Here is an 18,321-nt window from a genome sequence, read left to right on the forward strand (position 1 = left end):
GATGTTCTATGTCCAGCGTGACCGTGCCGCCCCTGCGCACGCGCAAGCCCACCGGCATCGTGCCGTGGCCGAAGATCCTCATCGAAGGCCACGAGAAGGCCGGCAAGTCGTATGTCGCCGCGCAGTTCACCGGCTCCGAGAAGACCGGCCAGGCGTACTGGTTGGAGCTCGGCGAGGACACTGCCGACGAGTACGCCCAGGTTCCGGGCGCGGACTACCTGCTGATCGACCACAACGGCACCTACCGCGACATCCTCGGCCAGATCGAAGCCGTCCATGCCGAGGCCAAGCGTGCGGCGGCCGCCAAGGAACCCCCGGTCGTCCTGGTAATCGACTCGATCTCGCTGCTGTGGAGGATGCTCGTCAACTGGACCAACGAGCGGGCTAGGCGCTCGCCCAAGGGGCAGAGGAAACTGCGGCAGGACCCGGATGCCGAGGTCAAACCGACGATGAACCTGTGGAATGACGCCTACGAGCGGTGGGCGGCCGTCATGTACCTCGTGCGCACCATGCCGGGCATCGTCATCCTGCTCGCCCGGGGCAAGGAAATCGCCGCCGTGGACGGCAACGGTGATCCGATTCCGAACACGAAGGACTGGCGGGTCGAGGGGCACAAGTCCCTCGCCTACGACGCCACCGTGTGGGTGCGCCTTCAGCGGGACAGTGATCCGCAGATCATCGGGGCGCGGTCGTTGAAGTTCGAGGTGCCGCGCAGCGGGCAGCCCAAGACGTTGCCGGACTTCACCGTTGAGCGTCTCGTGTTCGATCTGATGGGCTGCTCCGTCCACACCCAGCCCAGGGTCTCTCCCGAACTGACCGGGGATCTCGCGCAGCGGTGGCTGCCGAAGGTGAAGAAGGCCGCCAAGGACGGTCTGGAAGAGCTGAAGAAGCTGTGGACCGAGGCGAGTTCGGACGCGGATCTCTCCCGTGAGGAAATCCGAGTCGTCAGGGCAGCGATCGAGCGGCAGGCCGCGGAGTTGAAGAACCCCGAACAGCTCACCGACCCGACCAGCGACGCCGCAAAGCTCCGCGCCGCCGCTGCGGCCACTGAGCAGGACTCGGCCGCTGAGGACGCCGTGGACGAGGCGGCCGCCAGCGAGTTCACCGCTGCCTGAACCTCCTTCTCTGGCCTCTTCTCATCTCTTGCCAGGGCCTGCTGTCCGCGTGGCCGGGCCCCGGCATGCCCTCTTGGAGTTCCGTGTGAGCACGCAAGTCTTCGCCCCGCCGGCGCCGGTGTCGGTCTGGGACGCCGCGCACGCCGCCGACGCGCGCCGGCCCCGATCCCGCCAGCAGCAGTTGGGCGCCTCGGACACCATCTGTTCCCGCCGAGCGGGATACATCCTCCACAAAGCCGAGCGCACGCATAGTCCGGACATGCGCGCGGCGATCCTCGGCACGTACATCCACCAGGGGCTGCTGGAGGACGCGCGCCGCGAGTACGGGTGGCTCGTCGAACGCACCGTCACCGACGAGGTGCTGCGCGGCCACATCGACATCGTCCAGCTCGACGCCGCGGCTGCCGCGCGGCTTCCCAAACGCCACCGGCCTGTTCAGCCTGCCGATGTCGTGACGGTCGAGGACGTGAAGACGAAGTCCGGCCGGATATGGGACCGCGTCGTGCGCTACGGGCCGACTGCGGCGGAGATGCGGCAAGTTCTGCTGTACGCCGGCCTGTTGCGCACCGTCGGGTTTGCTGACATGCCGGGCCAGCGGTACCTGCACCGCCTCGGCCCGATCGATGTGCAGCGGATCCGGTTCCGGTTCGTGTGCCGCGACACCGGGGAGGAGCACGTGCAGGAGTTCGACTTCGACCCCTGGTTGGCGACGGAGGCTCGCTGGTGGGTGGACCGTGTCTTGGAAGCTCCCGCCCCTGAGGATCTGCCGCGCGACCACGACGGTCCTGGGCTATCGGTCATCTGCGATAACTGCGCCTTCCGCGACGCGTGCTGGCCTGATGTGCCGCCGGGGGTGCCCGCGCAGACGATCCTCGTGCACGACGACGCCGACCGCGCCCAGGCGCTGGCGGACTATGTGCGCGGCCACGAGATGTACCGGGAGGGCAGGCGTCTCAAAGAGAGGGCGCGGGCGATGCTCTCCAGTTCCCCGGAGGGCCGCTACGGCGAGAACGAGCTCGGTTGGAGCGGTGGCAACCCGAGGCAGGAGGTGGATGTCGCGGCGATGGTCGAGCAGTTCGAGGACGCCGACCTCGTCGTGCCGATGCTGCCTGACGCGCAGGCCATGGTCGACACCCTGCGCCGTGCCGGAATGACGGTGCCGATGCGTACAGCGGCCGGGCAGAAGACGCCGCGCTCCATCAAAGTCAGCCCAGCTCGCCCAACGGCCTGACAGGCCCTGTGCGAGCCCCGCGCCGGCGTGCGGGGTCGCTCCCCTGCTGTTGATCACTAACTCTTCTGTACCACCCTGGAGGCCCTTCCCGTGACGATTCTGCGCCGCCACCTCAGCACCGGTTTCACTGTGCTGCCGACGGCCACCATCGAAGACTCACGGCTGTCGTTTCGTGCACGGGGCATCCTCGCCTTTCTGCTCGCGAAGCCGGACAAGTGGAAGGTGCGCTCGGAGTCGATCGCGGCTGCGGGACAGGAGGGGCGGGATGCGGTGCGCAAGGCTCTGCGGGAGCTGCGGACGTATGGCTACTACCGGGTGGTGACCGAGCGGCTGGACGACGGAACGCTGGTGAGGGTCACGGAGGTTCACGACACCGCCCAGGAATGGGCGTCCGAGGAGTACAGCCGGCAGGTGGGCCGACGGGGCGCGCGCAGGCTGGAGCGCCAGATGGAAAACGCTCCCAGCGACGTCGACGAAGCGGGCAAGCCAACCGGGGACGGCTTTTCAGGCGTCGGTGAACCAGGCGCCGGTTCTTCAGGCTTTCTAGTTAGTAACCAGAACCAACACACAGAAGAGAACCCCCCTACCCCCGCAGCTGGCGCTGCGGGGGAGTCCGGCGCCGCGCCGCTCGAAGAAGCCGGGGCACGGTCGTGCCCGAGGCATCCGGACGGCCTGGGGAGTTCGTGCCGTGGGTGCGGGACAAGTCCGCGGCAGTTGCGGGAGCGGCAGGAACAGGCAGAGAGGGAGCGGTTCAAGGTACGTGAGCGTGACGCGAATGCGCGCCTGCTCGCTGAGGTACGGAGCAGGCCGGGCGGGGAGGTGTTGTCGGAGGTGGCGCAGCAGCGGCTTGCGCAGATGCGGGAGGTGAGGCGGGCTGCTGACCCGATGCGCAAGGTAGAGTCACCCCCAGAAATAGGTTGATGTAAAACTACGAGCAGGCGGCCGGCGGGTAATTTGCCACCCCGACTAGACATAGTAGGATTAACCTTGTGGGCAGGGGGTCTGCTCACCACCTCTTGGAGACATTGTGATTGCAGCATCGATCAACAACGGAGTAGCGCAGATCGCCGACACGGACCTAGCGTGGGCATTGATCAGGCCCGACGCGCTGAGCATCGCGAGCGCCGGCGGCAAGGTGACAGTTTGGAGTCGCCGCTACGACGGCATGACCGTAAGGGCTCAGCGCCTCCAGGATGACGCCTGGCTCGCCGTTTCGCTGACGCTGACGGAAGAGGGGCGGCCTGCGAGGACTGGGCTACTGATGCGGGAAGTACCTAGCTACGCCCGACTGCGCCTGAACGACCTGATGTGCCAACTCCAATGGAGGCTCGGCGTGGGCGACTTCGAGGAATCCCTGACGGTACGACGAGGCTGACCGCGCGGCGTGTATGCACTGGCAAAAATAGGCCAGTGCACACTCGCCTAATCCTGAATTGGATACCCATGCTTGATATCGCTGCCAGGGTGGCCGACGTCCGAGCCACCTACGGGCCCGACGAAAACGCCGCGCTCAACGTGTACGACGACGCCCTCAAAGCCTTCGAGGATGCTGGACTGCACCCGTACGCGGAGACCCGCGGTGGACTGGCCATCTGCGCCCACGCCCCCAACGGCACGCTGCTCGTAGTCGCCTGCCAGGACTTCCTTCCCCTCAACCGCGACATGCTCCTGGGCTGGCACCTCACCCACGTGCCCGAGGATGAGCCGGCCCCGGCCTGGCGGTGCGTCGTCTACGACACCACTCCCGCGGACTTGCGCTGCGACCCGGCGGGCAACCTGAGTCTTGAGCCCCTCGTTGACGCTGCGCTCAGCCACCTGTCCGCATGCGCGCACACTGCGAAAGGGGGCCAGGCCCGGTGACCCTGACTGCCGACGATCAGCAGATGGCCGTCCGCGACTTCTTCACCCCCGCGCGGCTTTTGGAGTTCATCGATCTGCCCGATCCCCTCTCCCGCATCCGTTGGGGTCAGAGGCAGTTCGACGCGGGCGATCGCAGGCACAGCGTCCGGCGTCTCGAAGGGGAACCGGACGCCGGCTGCCTGACGCACTGGTCGTCCGCGCCTGGCGGGTTCCGTTACGAGGTCGAGGCCCGTGGAGGCACACGGTCCGGATTTGTGCACTGGCACGACGTGCACCAGGAGGTGAACTCCCGTCTCACCCCGGTGCGTTACGGCGCACTGCGTGCGGCGGTCGAGGCCGCGAAGGCCCACGACATCGCGTACCTCCCGGGCCCTATCCCGTACCGCACGCCCGAGATGTGGGAGCGCCATTTCCACAGGCCGTGGGCGCGGCGCGCCAGTCAGCTCGCCCTGAAGGCCACTGCCGCGCTGGATGCCATCTGTCCACCCGTCAAGGCGCAGCCCTCCTTGTTCTAATCCCACGCGACCGCAAGAAAGCCTGCCTCGTGATCACCTCCACCTCTTCCACAGCCTGGACCAGCGCCGCTCCGTGCGCCGGGATCGACGGATACCTGCCCAGCGAGGACCTGGTGCGCCGCCACCCGGACGAAGTACTCAAAGCATGCGGGCCGTTGATGGATGACTGCGCCGCACTGTGCCCGTTCGTGCTGCAGTGTTACGAGCGGGTGCGGCCGCAGTCGAATGGCTTCGATGGGGTCTGCGCTGCCCGTACGTGGATCAACGGGCGGGAGGTCGCGGCCGCCGAAGACGCGCCTGCGCTGTCGAAGCTCGCTTCGCGGGCAGGCACGTGCGGCACGAGTAGTGGGGTCAAGGCACATCGGCGGCTTGGGGAGCCGTTGTGCGGGGAGTGCCGGGTGACCGCGCAGCGGGCCGAGGTGCGCCGCGCCGGCGCGGCGAGCATCCGCAAGCGGGCCTCGCACGGCGACCGCCAGGCGCGTACCCGTGCGTCGTGATACCGCGCGCAGACATCTCGCTCACCCCCCCCTGACCTGCGTAAACGCAATTGACACCCCCTCGAACCGTAGTAGAATTAACCTCAGCTGGAAGGGGGAACCCCTCCCAATTACCTCTTGGAATACGAGATAAGGAACGCCCTCCTCATGTACACGAACGCCCCGGACCCGCTCGCCGTCCTTCAGGTCGCCACCGACTACAACATCTCCGAAGAGCAGGCTGCGACCGCCATCGAGTGGGCCGCCCGCACGACGGTGCACGCCTGGCATGGATACGCGGACACGTGCGGCCTGGCGCAGGACGACGGTGACGCGATGGAGGCATGGTTCCGCTCGCTCGGTCCGGCCGCACCGCAAGCCGTCCTCGACGACGCGGTCATTGCCGTTGTTGGCGCCGACAACATTCTCGCCGAGATCTACCGCAAGCAGGCTGGCCGTACGCGCGTGATGCGCACCAACAGGCCGCGCCTTCGTATCCACTGACACGACACAGCCTCGGCCCGCCTCGCAGCGAGGCGGGCCGCCTGCTGCCGCCACCCCAACTCCACGGCTGACCGCCCTCCACAGGGCCGGCCTACGCCTGCATGTGCCAGCCCCGGTGCTACTGGACCGAGATCCGTGGCCGCCACAACAACCGGCTGGGGATATTCCTCATGCCTGGCGAGGAACTACTGGGGGCGGAAGGCGCCGCCGCGCACATCGCCCAGCTGCACGGCCATCGGGACATCTCCGATATCCGCATGTGGCAGGAGAGCGCCGCAGAACGCGACGCGCGGCTGGCGCAACTGCGCCACGAAGAAGCCCAAGAGGCGCGCGGCATCCACTGGGCCACGGGCGGAGCCAACTAGGCATGGCGGGGTGCCTTTCACAGGCGCCCCGCCATGCCCAACACTCCGGGCACGCTACCCCCGGACCCTCATCAGGCACCCGCGTCTCGATACCTCACCCCGCTGCCACTCCCTGCGTAGCGGGGTCCTTTACGCCCACCCCCGTCACAGAAGGTGATCCACTCGTGACTCAGCTCGACCTGTTCGCGGACCTTGCCGGCCGCACCGCCGATCCGGAACCCGTACCCGCCACCTTCGCCGCGTCACCGAAGGTGAGGGCGACGCCGCCTCCACCGCGACACCCCAAGCACTCTCTCTCGACCACAGCCGAGAGCCCTGCGCCCCGTCGCTCCGGCCGGCCGCGACCGGTGCGTGAGCCACACCGGCGCGCGATAGAGATCGGCGAGGCGGTGGCGGAGCGGTGGCACAACCGGCATGGCGGAACGGCCATGGAAGTACCCATCGGAGTTGTCGCCGCGCTGTGCCTCATCAAGGAGAAGGACCCCAACGGCCCGGACCTCAAGGCTCAGATCCTCGCCCAGGACGGTGCGCAGCTGATCGCGATGCTCCGCGAGATCTGGTCGCTGCATTGGGTTCACCGCCCTGACCTGATCGATCGCGCCCGGATCCTGCACGAGTGGTTGAACGACGAGGTGGACGAACACCGCATGCACGCGGTGCGTGCCGTGGCTCAAACCGCCCTCCAGCGAGGCTTGTTCGACCTGACCGCACACGAGGACCCCTACCTGCGTTCGGCCACCGACGCCCTGTCGCCGGTGATGACCTGCCTACGCTCACACGGGGCCCGTCAAGGGCTCGGCGAGTACCACACCCCACCGCCGATCGCTGACGCCATCGCCGAAGCCAACTTGGGACACATCGCCGGCCTCGGGCTCAACCTGCGTGAGCCGAAGGAGGGTTACCACATCCACGACCCATGCGCCGGGAGCGGAGGCATGCCGCGTTCGGCTGCGCAGAGCCTTCGCGAACGCGGCAAGGATCCGGCGGCCTATCAGTGGTCGATGGTCGACATCGACCCGATCGCGGCCGCCTGCGCTGCGGTGAATGCGATCGTCTGGGCACTCGGCCCGAGGGTGACCGTCGCGTGCGCCGACTCACTGGCGAACCCCAACGCCGTCGAGGACGCGATGAAGGAGGCACGCGCCGCTTTCGAGCGCCGCGACGAAGTGCTCGGCAAGGCGCGGATCATCGCCGCCATCCGCCGGACTCAACAGCTGATGGAACAAGCCCTCTCGCCTGCAGCGTAAGCCCAACACCCCGCCTGACCTGCATAGACGCAGTTGACCCATTCCTCTTCCATAGTAGAATTAATTTAGAAGTTGAGGGGGGGAGCCACTCCGACCCCGGTCAACTGCCCACCCTCAGCCACGCACCTCTTGGAACAGGAGCACACCATGACCAACATCGACACCATCGAGACTGACACCGGCGCCCCCGAGACCGAAGACACCCAGCCGACCGAGGCAGCAATCCTCAGCGAGATCGACCTCTACCTGCTGGCCAAGCCCGTCGCCGAAGCCCTCGGCGACGGCTGGAGCGAGGACCCTGATGACAATCCCGCCGGCTTCGTAGACAAGGCCATCCGCCTCGTCCACCCCGACGGCCGCGCGATTGGCATACGCCACCTGTGGCAGGGCGAGGCCGCGCAGACCTTCGCCGTCGGCGGCCCGGCCCCCAAGCCTTCGGCCGACACCGACAGCGCGCCTGCCGAGAACCCCAACCGACTCGCCAAGGGCGTGCGGTACAGCACCGGTGTCTTCTTCACCACCGCCGAGCCGTTGGAGGAGATCCTGGCCGCCATCCGCACCGTGCTGTTGCCTGCTTTCGACGGCCACCGCCCCCGCCTACGCGCCAACGGCGCCCGCATCACGCCTGCCGAGCCCACGGTCGACCAGCCCGCGCAGGCTACGCCGCAGCAGGAGCAGTCCGACACCGACGAACCCGCCACCACGGCGGGCAAGAAGGCCAAGACGACAGCCGCAAAGCGCGGCAGCACCACGCCGTCCAAGCGCAAGACCAAGACCTCGGCCAAGCAGCGCCGCACCTCCCCCGCCGCCGCCTGACCTGGACTCCTTGCCACCCCGGGCGGGCGCCCGGCATGAAGCCTGGCGTCCGCCCGCCCTTCACGAGAGAACACCGACATGAGCACCGCTGCCGACCACACCACCCCCGTCGAGGGCTTCACCGGCCGCTTCGCCTGGGTTGACCCGCACGACCTGGTCATCGACCCCTACAACCACCGCAAGCACCGCACCACCGAGGACGGCAAGGACGGGACACAGCCCGATGCCGACCTCCAGGCCAGCGTCGACGAGTTCGGCGTCCTCACCCCGCTCGTACTACGTCCCCAGAGCGGAGAGAACGAAGGCAAGCTCGGCATCATCTTCGGGCAGCGGCGCAACAACGCCGCGCTGGCCGCCGCCAAGAAGGCCAAGGCGAGGAAGAAGCCCTACCGGCTGGTTCCAGCGATCATCCGCGACGACCTCAAGGACGTCGACGACACGTCCCTGACGGTGTCGTTCATCGAGAACAAGCACCGCACCCAGGCCACGATCCGCGACGACATCGACGCCGCCAAGCAGCTGTCCCTCATGAGCATTCCCAAGACCCGCCACGCACGCGCCATGGGTCTCAAGCCTGCCGACCTCGGAGCCGCCACCAAGGCCGCCAAGCTGTCCGACCAAGCACTCGCCGACGGCATCGAAGCGGACTTCAACCTCATCGAGCTGGCCGACTTCCAGGAGGTCGAAAGCCTCAAGGGCGCGTTGTGGACCCTGAAGCGCGCCAAGGCCCGCGACATACGCCAGGACAACACCAAGCGCGGCAACTGGAAGCACGCCCTGGCCGAACTGCGCGCCGAGAAGGAACTCGCAGACAAGTGCAACAGCCTCCTCAAGGAGCTGGCCGCCGCGGAGATCCCCGTCGTCGACGGGAAGAACTGGACCGACACCAGCACCCGGCCACTCGCAGACCTCCTCACCAGCGACGGCGCACCCCAGACACCCGAGACACACCAGGCATGTCCCGGGCACGCGGCGTGCATCGACACCAGCGAAGCAGAGGTGATCTGGCTGTGCACGGCCTGGCACCGGCATGGCCACGCTCTCACCCCCGAGGCTGCAAAGGCAGACAAGGCACAGGACGGCCCTGACCGCGAGGCCGCCAAAGCCGAACGACGCCTGGTCATCGCCAACAACAAGGCATGGCGGCAGGCCCGAGAGGTCCGCTACGCCTTCCTCACAGACCTGTGCGCCCAGCCCGAAGCCAGCGCCCGAGTATGGCCACTGATCCTGTCGGCGATCACCGGCACCAGCTATGCCTACGCCAACTTCGTCGGACGCAAGCGCACCGACCTGACCGCTCGTTTCCTCGGCGTCAAGGACCCCAACGAAGGCCGCAGCCAGTGGGATCGCGTCGACGACCCCTTCGGCACGCTGATCGCGCGCACCAGCCCGGCCCGTGCTTGGCGCCTCCTGCTCGCCCACGTCGCCGCCGCCCACGAGGTGGAGTACATGTACGACGCGGCCTGGCGCAGCCACATCAATCCACAGACCGTCGAATGGCTGACATTCCTTGAGGCGGAGGGCTACGCGCTCAGCACCGTCGAGGCGGAGACGGTCGCCAAGGGCCGCGCCCAGCAGGAGGAGCAGACCGAACGGGCCGCGAAGGATGAACAGCCCGACTCTGCGGAGCACGACGAGAGCGCCGAGGGGACCGAGCAGCACACGGAGCCGGTGCCGGCCGCAGCCTGACCTCACCGTACGGGAGGCCCGCGTCACAGCTGGCCTCCCCTCCACATCCAACAGCACCCCTCCGCGTGCTCAACCGCTAGCGATCAACACCGTCCTGTTCCCGTGAAGGGCTGGACAACCGATCAAGGATGCACCTCTTGGAATCCATCATCTGGCTTCGACCTGAATACAAGGGCCGTGAAGACGAGCTGATCAACCTTGCGGCCGCAGCCGACCTCGTCGGTGTCTCCCGCTCCGCCGTCAGCAACTGGGCCAAACGTCATTCCAGCTTCCCGAAGATCGCTCTTCTAACAGGCATCGGCGAACGACGCAACAAGTACGTCCCCAAGGACGAGTTCCTCACGTGGGGCCATACCCAACTCAACAAGCGACGCAGCGTCAAAAGGCCCGGCCCTCGTCGGCCCACCGCCGTCCTTCGCTCAGACCAAGTCGCTTACCACGAACGACAGATCATCCGGCTCTCTGAGCTCGAAGTCCGTCAGGCTGCGGTGCTGGAGAAGACCCGGGCCGCTCTGCGCAAACACCAGGCCGAACTCCAAAAGGCTCGCGAACGACTCACATCTGAGATCACAGCCGTCCACAACATCGAATGCACCACACCAACCGTGAAAGACACGCCATGAACACCAGCGCACCGTCCAACGGCTTCATCGTCACCGTCGAACAGACACCGACCATCCACGCCGCCGCCCTGCGAGAGGGCGACACCTTCGCCCTCGTCGGCAATGGCAGCCCCCTGGCCATCCTCACCAGGCGCCGCCACCTTCAGTCGCTGTGGCTGCTCACCCTCGAAGGTCAAGACGCCCCGATCACCCTGCGCGACGACGAACAGATACGCCCCTACAGATGCTGCGTGCCTTCGACCTGACCTGCCAGCTCTGCGGGGGCACCGCCCGGCACGTCCTGGACCTCCCCGTACACGGCATTCCCCAGACCTGGGTGTGCAGCCACCACTGACCCCAGCACAGCCCCCTCCACACGTCAGCTGAACCAAGGACACCCGACATGGCCACAACCGACCGCACCATACGAGTCGGCACCACCGACGTCACCATTCGCACCAGCAACAGGACCACGCTCGGCCGCACCGTCACCCAGAACGGCAACGTCATCGTCCACGGCCCGCCCACAACAACCGACGCCGACGCCACAGACCTCGTCACCCGACGCTGCTCATGGATCTACCGGCAACTCGCGCACCTCGCCAAGACTGCACCCGAAGACCCGCTCAAGGAACTCGTCCCCGGCACAGGGTTCGATGTTCTCGGCCGACGTCACCGCCTGCGAATCGTCCCCGACAGCAACCAGAACGAGCCACTCATCCAGTTACGGAGCGCCCCGACCGGCAGCTGGCTCCACATGCGACGCAGCACTGCACTCAAAAGCGACGAAGCACGCCGAACCCTCATCAACTTCTACGCCGACAGCGGCCGTGAATGGCTGGAAGCCAGCCTTCCACAGATCGCTGTAAACACTACAAACCGGAATCTAGCCGCCACCTTCTCCACACACCACCTGGACCCGCCACCACACAAGCCGCGGACTCACCCTCCACTGAGCCACAGCCCAACTCCACCCCCACCTCCTCCGCGAACTCATCCACCGCACCCTCAACCTCCACACCATCGCCAACACCCACGACCTCAACAACGCGCTCCGCACACTCTGGCTAGGCCGCCTCACACCCCCCGAAAACACCCACCCCCGAACCCACTTCACATCGACAACCTCAGACCACTGCCCCGACTGCTCCACCTCACCCGGCACATTCCACGCCGACCGATGCGACATCGCACGCTGCGCCCACACCGGCCTCCAGCGCACCCACTGCCACCCCGGCAACACCTGCAACACCATCTGGACCGGCCAAATACCCAGCCAAGCCGAGTGCACCGAGTACGGCTTCTACTGCCGCCCCGTCCCCGGCGGCTACGAACCCTGCAACGCCAACAACCCCGACGCCATGCACGACCTCAACCGCATATACCGCGAATGCCGCTGGGACCGCGCAGCGCAGCGCATGATCCTCCAACCCGACACGTAGCCACCCCACGCCTCACGCGACCAGCCCCGTAAGGTGCGACCATGACCGACCAGCCCGGCAGCGACACCATCACGATCCCCTCGCAGCCAAAGGCGACGGCCAAGCGGCAGCCACCCTCGGGGCTCTCGCGATCAGCAACCAAGCCCCGCGCCTGCAATCGCTCATCGACGCCATCGACAACCACGGCGGGCGCCTACCACTGCCCTACGGGCACGGTCACTGCCTAACCGCCCGCAGCGGCAACACCATCATCGGCATGCTCTACGCCACGCCCCCCGTCCGCTGGCTGCAAAGCCAGCCCACGAGCCAGCGCGCCCGCCTCACCCAGGCCCTCGTCGAGATCGAACTCCTCGCCGTCGCCGAGCCCTACCGCAACCGCGGCACCGCAACAGCTCTCCTCAAAGCCGCCGAACACACCGCCCGCGCCGCCGGCACCCACCTTGCCCTCGCCAAGATCCGCACCGGCGCGTTCCCCACCATGCGCTGGTACCGCCGGCGCGGCTACACCATCGCCGCCCAAGGCGAACCCATCATCTTCCGCACCCACCAGGTGACCTCTCGCAGTGAAGGTTAGGGATTCTCAGCGAACTTTGAGCGACGAGTGGTGTCGTCGCTCTGCCGGTCTGGCTCAAGTCCTGCTGGTGGCGTCGGTCTGCTCACGCAGGATGTCGCTGTGGCCGGCGTGGCGGGCGAACTCCTGGATCATGAGCAGGTAGATCCATCGCAGGCTGACGGTGCCGACGGCAGGGTGCTGTCGGGTGGCGTCGAGGTCGATGTTCGCGGCGATCGTTCGTGCTCGGTTGCTGGCGCGCTCGAATTCGGCGATGACGTCGGCCACTGTCTCGTCGTCACGGACCACGAAACTGGCCTCGCCCACCATCGCACCGTCACATTCAGAGTCCGGCAATCCTGCCAAGGCGCGCTGAAACCAGTTGCGTTCAGCGAACGCGGCATGCTTGACCAGCCCGATCGACGTCGTCATGGACGGAACGAGACGGCGGCGGGCCTCTGTTTCGGAGAGGCCGCGCACCGTGTCGATCAGCTCGGCCCGAACATGGTCAAGCATGTATTCGAGAAGCTGACGCTCGGGGCCGTCGGTGGTGCGAGTCGGGTCCTTCATGGCGTGTGTCCCTCGTCTCCCCAGACAGCCAGGCCGCGGCCTGCCACTCAACCTTCGCTGAGAATATCGAGCTGCCACCGGTCTTCGCTGAGGATGCTCAATCTTCGCTGCGAGAGGTCACCAGGGCTTCGCCTCATGCGACGACGGATCTGACGGCTACCAGCTCGCCGTCAAAACGCTCCAGCCAGGAACGTCCATACGCCGCGACACCGCCCGCGGAACCACCTACCTCGTCGCCGAACACACCACGCAGCCCAGAGCCACGTGGCAGCCATGACAACTTCAGTGGACACTCACAGAAGCGAACCCCACCCCATGAACGAACTCGAAACTCTGCGAGCGGCCATCCGCGACGAGCTGGAAGGCCTCTGGGATGATCTCGACACAGCACGCAGCAGTGCCCTGAACGGGCACTGGTCCATGACGTGTGACTTCCTGGTGGACCGCATCAAGATGCTCACCTCGCTCGTCGGCCCGACGAGCTGGCGCAGCATCCAACTGCCACTGCTTGAGGACGGCATCTACCAGCGTGTCCACCGTGACCTCGGCGTGGACGCCCCGGTCGACATGGGAGCGGTTGCGCAGGAGCACATAAGGGATACCGAGGCCAAGGAGCGCATGATCCGCGAAGCGGAAGCACGCCGCGCCCGGGTGCCCAATTCCGCGAAGACGGACTTTAACCGCGAACTCTGAACGGCCGTCATCGGATTACCCCACGCCCCCACCTGCAGCCTTGCCATCTCGCAGCTCCGTCTGATGAGCCATCGACGTAGAGAGCACCTGCGGGGGACGAGCGGGGGACAGCAGGCCAATGACGACCGAGGCGAGACCAGGTAAGAGCGGGCAAGAATCGTTGATTCCACCCTGCTGCCCGGTCAGCACCTGACCCTCCAACGAGGCTCCCCCGCCGCGCCGTCAGGGCCCCGCCGGTACCCGGTGCCGGACGCTGGATCCGGCGCGGTCCTTGACGACCTCCAGTTGGGCGGGGATGCGGGCCTTGAGGTCGGCGACGTGGCTGACGATGCCGACGCTGCGGTCGCGTTCGCGCAGGCCGTCGAGGACGTCGAGGACCTCGTCGAGGGTCTGCTCGTCGAGGCTGCCGAAGCCCTCGTCGATGAAGAGGGTGTCCAGTGGGGTGCCGCCCGCCTCGTCGGTGACGACGTCGGCGAGGCCGAGCGCCAGGGCGAGCGAGGCGAAGAACGTCTCGCCGCCGGAGAGGCTGGCGGTGTCCCGTTCCTGCCCGGTCCAGGCGTCGACGACGTGCAGGCCGAGGCCGGAGCGGCGGGCGCCGCCGGCCCGTTCGTCGGAGTGGACCAGGGTGTAGCGGCCGGCGGACATCCGGTGCAGCCGGGCGGTGGCGGCGGCCGCGACCTGTTCCAGGCGGGCGGCGAGCACGTAGGACTCCAACCGCATCCGGCGGGCGTTCTCGGCGGAGGTGCCGGCGGTGAGCGTGGCGAGGCGAGTGATCCGGTCGTAGGCGGCGCGCAGCGGGGCCAGTTCGCGGGCGTCGGCCGCGGCGTCCGCGGAGAGCCGGTCGAGGGCGGCGCAGCGGTCCCGGGCGGCGGCGAGGGCCGTGGTGGCGGTGCGCAGGCGGGCGGCGGCGGTCTGGTGGGCGGCGCGGGCGGCGTCCGGGTCGGCGGCCGGGAGGGCCGCGGCGGCGCGGAGTTCGGGGTGGTCGAGTTCGGCGGCGACGGCGGCGGCCTCGGCCTGCCAGGCGTCCTGACGCTGTTGCAGCGCCCGCCGTTCGACGTCGGGGAGCAGCGCGTCGACGGCGTCCCGCGGGGTGGCGAAGCCGGCGCGGTGGGCGGCGGCGGTGAGCCCGGCGTCGGCCTCCGTCAGGCGTTCGGCGCAGGCCGCGGCGGTGCGGGACGCCTCGGCGGCGGCGGCGAGCAGGGTGACCTGCCGCTCCAGTCGGGCCGCCCGGTCGGCGACGCTGGCGCAGTCGGCGCGGGCGTCGGCGAGTTCGGCGTCGAGTGCGGCCCGTTCGCGGTCCAGGGCCTCGCGGTGGGAGGTGCGGGCGGCGGCCCGGCGCTCGGCCCGCTGCTGGTCGTCGCGGCGGCGCTCGTACTCGCGCTCGGCGCGGGCCAGTGCCTCGCGGGCGGCGTGCAGGTGGGCGCCGGCGGCGTGCGCGCGGGCCGTCTCCTGCGTCACGCGCTCGACCTGCTCGGCGAGTTCGGCGGTGGGGGTGTCGCCGGCCGCGGCGGTGGCGACGGCCCGGGCCTCCTTGACGGCCTGGCAGCGGTCCTCGGCCTGCTGGCGGGCGTCCTCGGCGCGACGGTGGTCGGCCTGCGCGGCCTCCTCGGCCGCCCGGTCCACGTGGCCGGCGCCGGGGCGGGCCGGCTCCGGGTGGCTGACCGACCCGCACACCGCGCAGGCTTGACCGTCCGTCAGATTGGCGGCGAGTTCGGCGGCGATGCCGCGCAGCCGCCGGTCCTTGAGGTCGAGCCAGTGTTCGCGGGCGGTGGCCGCGCGCTCCCGGGCGGCCAGCACCTGCCGTTCGGCGGTGGCGAGTTCGGTGGCGAGCCGGTCGCGGCGGCGGGCGGCGGCGAGCCGTTCGGTGGCCGACTCGCGCTGCACGGCGAGCTGTTCGGCGCGCTGGGCGGCTTCCTGCGCGGCGTCGATGCGGCGCTGGTGGGCGGCGCGGGCGGCGTCCCAGTCGGCCAGCCACTCCGCGGCGTCCAGCAGCGTCTGCTCGTCGGCGCGGGCCTCCCGGTCGAGGTCGGCGCGTTCCCGGGCGAGATCGGCGGCCCGTCGTTCGGCGCGCCGGGCCGCCGCAAGGGAGCCGAGCGTGGTCCGCACCTCCCGCTCCTGCGCGGCGAGTTGAGCGCCGTCGGCGTCCGCGAGGACGGGTGGCAGCGGGGCACGGTGGTGTCGTTCGGCGTCCTGGGCGGCGGACAGTTCGCGCCGGGCGGCATCGCGGAGGGCGAGGGCGGGCGCGACCTCGGCGGCGGCCGCGGCCCGCGTCAGCCGCGCACGGGTCCGGTCGCGTTCGTCGCCGGCGGCGGCGAGCCGGTCGGCGCGCGACTGGGCGTCGGCGTGCCGGCGTTGCCGGCGGTCCTGCTCGCGGACCTCCTCCAGGTGCCCGGCCGCCGCGTGCTCGGCCGTTTCCGCCGCGGCCACGGCGGCTCGGGCGCCCGTCAGGCGTTCGCGGGCGGCGACCCGGGCGACGGCGGCCCGGGACAGCACCGCGTCGGCGAAACCGGGCTCGCCGGGACCGGGGGCGGCGTCGGCGGCCCCGTCGGCGGGGCGGGCCGGGGCGGCGGCCCGGGCGGCGCGGCCGGTGGGGCCGGCCTGGGCGGGCACCGCGGCCCGGACGGCCGGTGCGGGAACGGACGGGTCGGCCAGGTCCGGGAGGTCCCCGGCGGCCTGCGCGATCCGGTGGGCCAGCGCGAGCAGCCGCTCGTCGCCGGCCGCGACCCGGTCGGCGGCGGTCCGGCGGCGGGTGGTGAGCTGGTCCTCCAACGCGGCGAACCGCCGGGTGTCGAAGAGCCGGCCGAGGAGTCGGGCCCGGGCCTCCGCGTCGGCCCGCAGGAAACGTGCGAAGTCGCCCTGCGGCAACAGCACCACCTGGCAGAACTGCTCCTTGCTCATCCCGAGCAGCTGCCCGACCTCCTCGCCGATCTCCTGGTGGGAGCGGCTGAGCGCGCGCCACGCACCGCCGGCCGGATCGCCGTCCGCGGCGGGGGCGAACTCCCGCAGCCGGCTCTGCGGCTTCTCCTTCGTCGTCCCGGTCCCGCGCTTCTTGGGGCGGGGCTGCTCCGGAAGCCGGGTGATCTCCAACCGGCGTCCGGCGACGGTGAGTTCGAGGACGACCTCGGTGGGGACCTGCGGGTCCGCGAGGTCGCTGCGGAGCGCCTGGCCGCTCTGCCGCGCGCCGGGCACCGACCCGTAGAGCGCGAAGCAGACCGCGTCCAGGACGGAGGTCTTGCCGGCCCCGGTCGGGCCGTGCAGCAGGAACAGGCCGTCCCGCGCCAACCGGTCGAAGTCGACGGTGTGGCTGCCGGCGAACGGGCCGAACGCGGTCACGGTCAGGCGGTGCAGTCTCATGGCGCCACCTCCGCGGCCAGGTCGGTGATCCGCACCTCGTCGAGGGCCGAGCGCAGTTCGGCCCGCTCGGCGTCGTCGGCAGCGCGGCCGGAGCGGACGTGCGCGACGAAGTCCTCGGCGATCTCCTGGTCGCTGCGGCCGCGCAGCCGCTGGGCGTACGAGGCCGAGGGGCGGTCCGGGGCCTCGTCGGGGTCGAAGACCAGGCTGAGGGCGTGCGGGAAGCGCTTGCTGAGCCGGGCCATCGGCTCGGCCGGGCGGGAGCCGTCGGTGAGCGTGGCCTCGATCCAGGAGTCCTCGTGCCGGGCCAGCTCGGGGTCGTCGAGCAGGCGCGCGAGCGGGCCCCGGATCCGGGCCAGCGGGCGCGGCACCGGGCAGTCCACCCGCTCGGCCCGCACCGCGCCGTCCGCGTCGAGGTCGACCAGCCAGGACGACTTGCGGTGGGTGGCCTCGGAGAAGGAGTACGCCAGCGGAGAGCCGGAGTAGCGGACCCGCTCGGTGAGGGTCTGGCAGCCGTGCAGATGGCCGAGGGCCGCGTAGTCGACGCCGGCGAAGACCGTGGCGGGCACGGAGGCGACACCGCCGACGGTGATGTCCCGCTCGCTGTCGCTGGGGGTCCCGCCGGTGACGAAGGCGTGCGCCAGCACCACCGAGCGGGTGCCGGCGGGCCGGGTGGCGAGGTCCGCGCGGACCCGGTCCATGGCCGCGCCGAGCACCGCGGCGTGATCGGCGCGTGCGGCCCCGAGGGTGGCGCGCACCATCGCCGGTTCGAGGTAGGGCAGCCCGTAGAAGGCGACCGGCCCGTGCCCGTCCTCCAGGAGGACGGGGGTGTCGCAGGCGGCCGGGTCGGTGTGCAGGTGGATGCCGGCCCGCCGCATCAGCCCGGAGCCGACGCCGAGCCGGCGCGCGGAGTCGTGGTTCCCGGAGATCATCACGGTGGGCACGTCCAGCTCGGCCAGCCGGTGCAGGGCCTCGTCGAAGAGCTCGACGGCGGCCAGCGGGGGCACCGCCCGGTCGTAGACGTCGCCGGCGACCAGCACCGCGTCGACGTCCCGGGTACGGACGGTCTCGACGAGGTGGTCGAGGAACGTCCGCTGGGCGGCGAGCAGGTTCACGCGGTGAAAGGACCGGCCGAGGTGCCAGTCGGAGGTGTGCAGAAATCTCACGACAACGCTCCGACCTGCATGTTCTCGGCTCCTCGTGGATGGTGACCGGCCCGGTGCTCCCGGGCGTCGCGGTCCGCAGCGACCACGCTAGCCGCTGTGCGGCCTGTCTCTCTCATCGGCCCGGATCTC

General features: G+C 69.5%; 19 protein-coding genes. 16 read left to right on the forward strand and 3 right to left on the reverse strand.

Annotated elements, in window-relative coordinates; translation table 11 throughout:
* The first annotated feature begins 8 nt into the window (after positions 1–8).
* From ACLJT4_RS08655 to ACLJT4_RS08725, 15 genes are all read left to right on the forward strand, one after another.
* Entirely contained in the window at positions 9–1,115 is a 1,107-nt protein-coding gene (locus ACLJT4_RS08655; protein ID WP_411121725.1) for an AAA family ATPase, read from the forward strand.
* An 85-nt stretch (positions 1,116–1,200) separates the two neighbouring features.
* Positions 1,201–2,346, forward strand: a complete 1,146-nt coding sequence (locus ACLJT4_RS08660) for a hypothetical protein (protein ID WP_411121726.1) — start codon at positions 1,201–1,203, stop codon at positions 2,344–2,346.
* 90 nt (positions 2,347–2,436) lie between these two features.
* Entirely contained in the window at positions 2,437–3,267 is an 831-nt protein-coding gene (locus ACLJT4_RS08665; protein ID WP_411121727.1) for a hypothetical protein, read from the forward strand.
* A gap of 522 nt (positions 3,268–3,789) precedes the next feature.
* Positions 3,790–4,206, forward strand: coding sequence for a hypothetical protein (locus ACLJT4_RS08670; protein WP_411121728.1), 417 nt, complete (start codon positions 3,790–3,792; stop codon positions 4,204–4,206).
* A complete protein-coding gene (locus ACLJT4_RS08675) occupies positions 4,203–4,721 on the forward strand; it encodes a hypothetical protein (RefSeq protein ID WP_411121729.1) in 519 nt (172 codons plus the stop codon). The genes ACLJT4_RS08670 and ACLJT4_RS08675 overlap by 4 nt, the downstream gene beginning before the upstream one ends.
* Positions 4,722–4,750: 29 nt before the next feature.
* Complete coding sequence (locus tag ACLJT4_RS08680; RefSeq protein ID WP_411121730.1) at positions 4,751–5,218, forward strand: hypothetical protein; 468 nt, start codon at positions 4,751–4,753, stop codon at positions 5,216–5,218.
* A gap of 147 nt (positions 5,219–5,365) precedes the next feature.
* Positions 5,366–5,701, forward strand: coding sequence for a hypothetical protein (locus tag ACLJT4_RS08685; protein WP_411121731.1), 336 nt, complete (start codon positions 5,366–5,368; stop codon positions 5,699–5,701).
* A 170-nt stretch (positions 5,702–5,871) separates the two neighbouring features.
* Complete coding sequence (locus ACLJT4_RS08690) at positions 5,872–6,066, forward strand: hypothetical protein (RefSeq protein WP_411121732.1); 195 nt, start codon at positions 5,872–5,874, stop codon at positions 6,064–6,066.
* A 164-nt stretch (positions 6,067–6,230) separates the two neighbouring features.
* A complete protein-coding gene (locus tag ACLJT4_RS08695; protein ID WP_411121733.1) occupies positions 6,231–7,313 on the forward strand; it encodes an N-6 DNA methylase in 1,083 nt (360 codons plus the stop codon).
* A 147-nt stretch (positions 7,314–7,460) separates the two neighbouring features.
* Positions 7,461–8,129, forward strand: coding sequence for a hypothetical protein (locus ACLJT4_RS08700; RefSeq protein ID WP_411121734.1), 669 nt, complete (start codon positions 7,461–7,463; stop codon positions 8,127–8,129).
* A 78-nt stretch (positions 8,130–8,207) separates the two neighbouring features.
* Positions 8,208–9,818: a ParB/RepB/Spo0J family partition protein gene (locus ACLJT4_RS08705; RefSeq protein WP_411121735.1), complete on the forward strand. Its 1,611-nt coding sequence runs from the start codon at positions 8,208–8,210 to the stop codon at positions 9,816–9,818.
* 137 nt (positions 9,819–9,955) lie between these two features.
* A complete protein-coding gene (locus tag ACLJT4_RS08710) occupies positions 9,956–10,441 on the forward strand; it encodes a hypothetical protein (RefSeq protein ID WP_411121736.1) in 486 nt (161 codons plus the stop codon).
* On the forward strand, positions 10,438–10,686 hold the full coding sequence (locus tag ACLJT4_RS08715; RefSeq protein ID WP_411121737.1) for a hypothetical protein: 249 nt from the start codon (positions 10,438–10,440) through the stop codon (positions 10,684–10,686). The genes ACLJT4_RS08710 and ACLJT4_RS08715 overlap by 4 nt, the downstream gene beginning before the upstream one ends.
* Before the next feature lie 137 nt (positions 10,687–10,823).
* On the forward strand, positions 10,824–11,894 hold the full coding sequence (locus tag ACLJT4_RS08720) for a YgjP-like metallopeptidase domain-containing protein (RefSeq protein WP_411121738.1): 1,071 nt from the start codon (positions 10,824–10,826) through the stop codon (positions 11,892–11,894).
* A gap of 167 nt (positions 11,895–12,061) precedes the next feature.
* Positions 12,062–12,436, forward strand: a complete 375-nt coding sequence (locus tag ACLJT4_RS08725; RefSeq protein ID WP_411122339.1) for a GNAT family N-acetyltransferase — start codon at positions 12,062–12,064, stop codon at positions 12,434–12,436.
* Positions 12,437–12,490: 54 nt separating this feature from the next.
* On the opposite strand, the gene ACLJT4_RS08730 is transcribed toward ACLJT4_RS08725, so the two are convergent.
* Entirely contained in the window at positions 12,491–12,982 is a 492-nt protein-coding gene (locus tag ACLJT4_RS08730; RefSeq protein ID WP_411121739.1) for a DinB family protein, read from the reverse strand.
* 315 nt (positions 12,983–13,297) lie between these two features.
* Between ACLJT4_RS08730 and ACLJT4_RS08735 the strand changes: the two genes are divergently transcribed.
* Positions 13,298–13,675, forward strand: coding sequence for a hypothetical protein (locus ACLJT4_RS08735; protein ID WP_411121740.1), 378 nt, complete (start codon positions 13,298–13,300; stop codon positions 13,673–13,675).
* Positions 13,676–13,897: 222 nt separating this feature from the next.
* Here ACLJT4_RS08735 and ACLJT4_RS08740 read toward each other — a convergent pair whose 3' ends face one another.
* Together ACLJT4_RS08740 and ACLJT4_RS08745 are read right to left on the reverse strand one after the other, a co-directional pair.
* Positions 13,898–17,029, reverse strand: a complete 3,132-nt coding sequence (locus ACLJT4_RS08740) for an AAA family ATPase (RefSeq protein ID WP_411121741.1) — start codon at positions 17,027–17,029, stop codon at positions 13,898–13,900.
* Positions 17,026–18,192, reverse strand: a complete 1,167-nt coding sequence (locus tag ACLJT4_RS08745) for an exonuclease SbcCD subunit D (protein WP_411121742.1) — start codon at positions 18,190–18,192, stop codon at positions 17,026–17,028. Before ACLJT4_RS08745 ends, ACLJT4_RS08740 begins: the two co-directional genes overlap by 4 nt.
* Positions 18,193–18,321: the final 129 nt, after the last annotated feature.

The sequence above is a fragment of the Streptomyces sp. x-19 genome (assembly GCF_046549115.1).
Taxonomy (GTDB): Bacteria; Actinomycetota; Actinomycetes; order Streptomycetales; family Streptomycetaceae; genus Streptomyces; species Streptomyces albulus_C.

Coding starts and splice junctions, on each gene's coding strand:
- ACLJT4_RS08655 (WP_411121725.1), top strand. CDS start 9: ATGTCCAGCGTGACCGTGCCGCCCCTGCGCACGCGCAAGCCCACCGGC.
- ACLJT4_RS08670 (WP_411121728.1), top strand. CDS start 3,790: ATGCTTGATATCGCTGCCAGGGTGGCCGACGTCCGAGCCACCTACGGG.
- ACLJT4_RS08685 (WP_411121731.1), top strand. CDS start 5,366: ATGTACACGAACGCCCCGGACCCGCTCGCCGTCCTTCAGGTCGCCACC.
- ACLJT4_RS08690 (WP_411121732.1), top strand. CDS start 5,872: ATGCCTGGCGAGGAACTACTGGGGGCGGAAGGCGCCGCCGCGCACATC.
- ACLJT4_RS08700 (WP_411121734.1), top strand. CDS start 7,461: ATGACCAACATCGACACCATCGAGACTGACACCGGCGCCCCCGAGACC.
- ACLJT4_RS08705 (WP_411121735.1), top strand. CDS start 8,208: ATGAGCACCGCTGCCGACCACACCACCCCCGTCGAGGGCTTCACCGGC.
- ACLJT4_RS08715 (WP_411121737.1), top strand. CDS start 10,438: ATGAACACCAGCGCACCGTCCAACGGCTTCATCGTCACCGTCGAACAG.
- ACLJT4_RS08720 (WP_411121738.1), top strand. CDS start 10,824: ATGGCCACAACCGACCGCACCATACGAGTCGGCACCACCGACGTCACC.
- ACLJT4_RS08730 (WP_411121739.1), bottom strand. CDS start 12,982: ATGAAGGACCCGACTCGCACCACCGACGGCCCCGAGCGTCAGCTTCTC.
- ACLJT4_RS08735 (WP_411121740.1), top strand. CDS start 13,298: ATGAACGAACTCGAAACTCTGCGAGCGGCCATCCGCGACGAGCTGGAA.
- ACLJT4_RS08740 (WP_411121741.1), bottom strand. CDS start 17,029: ATGAGACTGCACCGCCTGACCGTGACCGCGTTCGGCCCGTTCGCCGGC.